4 protein-coding genes and 2 pseudogenes are annotated in these 4,700 nt (G+C 46.7%); 5 read left to right on the top strand and 1 reads right to left on the bottom strand.

Annotated elements, in window-relative coordinates; genetic code table 11:
• The first annotated feature begins 15 nt into the window (after positions 1-15).
• The 5 genes and pseudogenes from BM063_RS18415 (at position 16) to BM063_RS17050 (ending at position 4,183) form a co-directional block, all read left to right on the top strand.
• Positions 16-177 (top strand): transposase, encoded by a 162-nt coding sequence (locus BM063_RS18415; RefSeq protein ID WP_425439139.1) that lies wholly within the window; start codon positions 16-18, stop codon positions 175-177.
• Positions 178-182: 5 nt separating this feature from the next.
• Positions 183-497, top strand: a pseudogene (locus BM063_RS17065) (2-oxo acid dehydrogenase subunit E2); the annotation flags it as partial.
• A gap of 15 nt (positions 498-512) precedes the next feature.
• Positions 513-1,892: a dihydrolipoyl dehydrogenase gene (gene lpdA, locus BM063_RS17060; protein WP_092041900.1), complete on the top strand. Its 1,380-nt coding sequence runs from the start codon at positions 513-515 to the stop codon at positions 1,890-1,892.
• A gap of 250 nt (positions 1,893-2,142) precedes the next feature.
• Positions 2,143-2,910, top strand: coding sequence for an acetoin reductase (locus BM063_RS17055; protein WP_092041898.1), 768 nt, complete (start codon positions 2,143-2,145; stop codon positions 2,908-2,910).
• 267 nt (positions 2,911-3,177) lie between these two features.
• Positions 3,178-4,183, top strand: a pseudogene (locus tag BM063_RS17050) (2,3-butanediol dehydrogenase).
• 142 nt (positions 4,184-4,325) lie between these two features.
• On the opposite strand, the gene BM063_RS17045 reads toward BM063_RS17050, so the two are convergent.
• Positions 4,326-4,700: transposase (locus BM063_RS17045; protein WP_092041905.1), on the bottom strand; the 375-nt coding region annotated here is incomplete at its 5' end.

Raw genomic sequence — 4,700 nt, 5'->3', positions numbered from 1 at the left:
GGCCGACCCATCCGTGTGGGAGAGGGATACCGCCGGCGTTGGATCATTGAACGCTGCTTCGGGTGGATGACCAATTACCGTCGGTTGGTGGTTCGATATGACCGATATTTGCATATTTATAGAGCTTTTTGCCTGATCGCATTCATTATTTGGTGTGTAAACCGAATTTTGAAATAGCTTCTAAATCCCTTGGACAGCGTGCTCGCAACGGTCAATTGAATCCCGATGACATGAAAGGATCAACGTTTACGATCACCAATCTGGGAGCTTACGGAGTCGAAGTGTTTACCCCCATACTCAATCCGCCGGAAACAGGTATTCTTGGTGTCGGAGCAATTCAAGATACCCCTGTATATATCGGGGAATCATTGCAACGCCGCAGCTTGTTGCCGTTAAGTTTAACATTTGACCATCGTGTTCTCGATGGAGCACCTGCTGCTCAGTTTCTTGCAACTGTGAAACGTTATCTCGAACAACCATACAATCTGTTGTTTTAGCAAGGAGGCTGAACAATGAGCACTATAGCAATTATTGGCGGGGGGCCATCCGGGTATGTGGCTGCCATTACGGCAGCCCGACTTGGTAAACAAGTGATTCTTATTGAAGAGGAGGAACTGGGGGGAACCTGTTTAAACGAAGGTTGTATGCCGACAAAATCATTATTGGAAAGTGTAAACGTGTACTACAAAGTGAAACATGCGGATCATTTCGGTATTGAGGTACCTCCGGATCAAGTGAATTTGAACTGGAAACAAGTGCAAAGGTATAAAAATAAAGTGGTAAAAAAACTGGTCATGGGGATCGGATATTTGATGAAAAAAAATCAAATTCGGGTGGTGAAAGGAAAAGCCGCTTTTTTAAGCGATCAACTCCTGCAAGTGGAGACAGCTAAAGAGAGAGTCGAAATTTCAGCAGATAAAATCATTATATCAACAGGATCTGAACCGATCGCATTGCCGTTTGCTCCTTTTGACGGTCAATGGATCATCCATAGCAAACATGCTCTCGAATTATCAGATATTCCTTCATCACTTCTCATTATTGGTGGAGGTGTGATCGGTTGTGAGTTTGCCAGTATATTCAGCCGGTTGGGCAGTAAGGTTACAATCATAGAATCGGCTAGTCAAATACTTCCCCAAGAGGATGCGGATACAGCGTTCATTTTGCAACAAAAATTGCAAAAAGACGGTGTCGTCATACACACCTCGACGACAGTAAAACAAGTGGACCGTCAAACGAAACGAGTAACCTTACAGAAAGAAGGACAGAAGGAGGAGATCACGGCCGATCTCGTTCTGGTATCGATCGGAAGGAAGCCGCGAGTAACAGGGTTGGGACTGGAACGGGCAGGTGTTCGTTACACGAGTCGAGGAATTGAAGTCAATGAACAGATGCAAACAAATGTGTCACACATCTACGCATGTGGTGATGTGATCGGCGGCATTCAACTGGCACATGTTGCTTTTCATGAAGGTATGGTGGCAGCATCAAACGCTTGCGGGAAGACGAAAACAATCAACTATCGCGCGGTCCCACGCTGTATTTACACATGGCCGGAGATCGCCGCAGTCGGGTTGACAGAAAAAGAAGCTAGAGCAACATACGGGGATATCCGTATTGGTGAGTTTCCTTTTTCAGCGAACGGAAAAGCGTTGATTCATAATGAGCAAAACGGCAAAGTGAAAGTGATCGTTCATCCGGAATATCAAGAGATAATAGGTCTTTCTATAGTAGGGCCACATGCCACAGAATTGATCGGAGAAGGAACGATGATGCTTCACGCGGAGATGACTGTCGATGCAATGGAAGATTTCATCTCCGCACATCCTACACTCTCTGAAACAATTCATGAAGCTGTTCTCAGTGCCGTCGATCAGGCTGTTCATATGTAAACATGGCGTTTTGAGGTGAATCATAATAAAATAACGTTCTGAAATTTTCTGCTATGAACATTTCATGAATTGAATCAAATTACGTAGCAAAACTTTGTACTCCGCTCCTGTTTCTAGGTCTTCACCGTCGGAGGCGAAAATCGAGAGAAACAAGTTGTCTAACGATTCATACTGGATATTCTTTCTTGGGTTAAGTGTAATCCTGACGAAAACGTTCGGTCAAAAAAAACAAAGATTGGAGGGTTTATTGATGTCGAAAGTTGCTTTGGTGACGGGAGCTGGTCGTGGCATTGGTAGGGCCATAGCGCTACGTTTGGCAAGAGATGGATTTAATGTTTGTGTCAACGATATAAATGGTGAAGCTGCAAATGCAGTAGCTGAAGAGATTGAACAATTAGGTCAGTCCAGTTTGGCGGTAATTGCAGATGTAAGTAATCGAGAAGCCGTGTTTAGTATGGTGGATAAAGTTGTTAAAAAATTTAATAGATTGGATGTAATGGTATCTAATGCCGGGATAGCTCAAGTTAAATTACTAACAGAGGTCACACCGGAAGACCTAGACCGAATTTTTAAGGTAAACGTATATGGAGTGATTTACTGCCTTCAAGCTGCAGCAAAACAAATGGAAAAGCAAGGGAAAGGAAAAATCATTAATGCAGCTAGTATTGCTGGACATCAGGGGTTTAAGTTATTAGGGCATTACTCGGCAACGAAATTTGCAGTCATTGGGATCACGCAATCTGCAGCACAGGAGTTAGCGCCGAAAGGGATCACTGTAAATGCTTATTGTCCCGGCATTGTTGACACCGATATGTGGGAGCTCATTGATGAAAAGATGGGACCTTATCTTGGTCTTGAGAAAGGTGAATCAATGAAGAAATTTAGCGAGTTAATTACTCTAGGTAGAATACAAAAGCCGGAGGATGTTGCAAACTTCGTTTCTTTTTTAGCTTCTACTGATTCTGACTATATGACTGGACAATCTATCAACATTGATGGTGGGGTTTTGTTTTCCTAACGCTAGGAGATCTTCTATTTTATTTATCTGCCAGTCATAGCACCCAAAAAAGAAGTCTCTTAGGATCTTTTAATGCTGAGTTGAGAATTTTACACGAGTCGGGGAATCGAAGTCAAAACGAATGTATTACACATAGCACGCATATGGTGATGTGATCGGCGGCTTTCAATTAGCACACTAAACCGGAATAGCTAAGCAAAAAATTCAACACAGAGGAGCATGAAGCACATGAAAGCAGCCTGATGGTACGGCGTTCGTGACGTTCGGGTGGAGGAGGTCCCGGAACCGGTTATTCAACCGGGCATGGTCAAAATCAAGATAAAATGGTGCGGTATCTGCGGTACTGATTTGCACGAATACCTGCTTTATCCCTAAGGAGCCTCATCCGCTGACCCTTGAAAGCGCTCCTATAATCTTGGGCCACGAGTTTGCTGGAGAAGTGATCGAGGTGGGGAAAGGGGTAACAAGGGTTCAGCCGGGGGATCGGGTCGTTGTAGAGCCCATCCTTGCCTGCGGCCGTTGCCTTCCCTGTCGGATCGGGCTGTACAACGTCTGCGATCAGTTGGGATTCCACGGGTTGAGCGGAGGTGGCGGAGGCTTTTCTGAGGTAACTATGGTGGCGGAGAGGATGGTGCATAAACTGCCCGATAGGATGTCCGATCGGGAAGGGGCACTGGTTGAGCCCGCCGCCGTCGCTTTGCATGCCATTAGGCAGATCCGGCTTTCCCCTGGGGACAGCTGTTCTGTTTTCGGAGTGGGCCCCATCGGCTATTAGTAATTCAGGCGGCCAAGTTGGCGGGGGCGAGTAACATCATTGCTGTGGAAATCTCCGAGAGGCGAAGGGAGCTGGCTGCTCAAATCGGAGCCCACTACGTTTTGGACCCGAGTAAAACTGACGTTGTCGAGGAAATCGCTCAAGCTTACCGACGGAGGGGCCGATGTCTGCTTTGAGGTGACGGGGGTGGAGACTGCGTTTAATGCGGCCATAGAATCCTCCAGGGTTAACGGACAAGTGGTGATCGTCAGCGTATGGGAGGGTCCCGCATCCATTTCTCCCAACAGTCTTGTGTTAAAAGAGCGGGAAATTCGGGGAATCCTGGCCTATCGGGACATCTTTCCCGCGGTTATCAAATTGATTGCCGAGGGCACCTTTCGACTGGACGGCTTGATCACACGGGAAATCCCTCTTTCGGCCACCTCCCGGCCGGACATAAAAGGCTCTTACTTAGGGCGATTTATTTTTAAAAAATCGTGCCAAAAACAATGGAGTTGACAAAATTATATCCGGGACTTTTCATCGTAGAATCGCAGAATGGTTTCGGGCCAAACCGGTACTTTTGACAAAGCACGAATCGCCTTGAAAAAGTATTGGATCGGCACCCGGGTTGCCCACTGATCCCAGTCGAAACTAGAAGCTATTTCAAAATTCGGTTCACACACCAAATAATGAATGCAATCAGGCAAAAAGCCCTATAAATATACAAATATCGGTCATACCGAACCACCAACCGACGGTAATTGGTCATCCACCCGAAGCAGCGTTCAATGATCCAACGCCGGCGGTATCCCTCTCCCACACGGATGGGTCGGCCACGACGGGGTTTGCGGCTTTTTCGCTGAATGGTGGCAATGGTGGGCTTGATCCCCCGTCGGCGCAACCAAATTCGAAAAGAACGGCTGTCATAAGCTTTGTCAGCCACCAATTCCTTGGGCCGTGTTCGGGGACGCCCCCGCCTTTGCGGTACCCGAACCGTTTTCAGGGTGGCTTCCGCCAACCGGATTTCATGATG

The organism is Planifilum fulgidum (genome assembly GCF_900113175.1).
Classification (GTDB): Bacteria; Bacillota; Bacilli; order Thermoactinomycetales; family DSM-44946; genus Planifilum; species Planifilum fulgidum.
The sequence above is the reverse complement of the archived record's forward strand: the minus strand, read 5'-3'. Positions and strand labels throughout refer to the sequence as shown.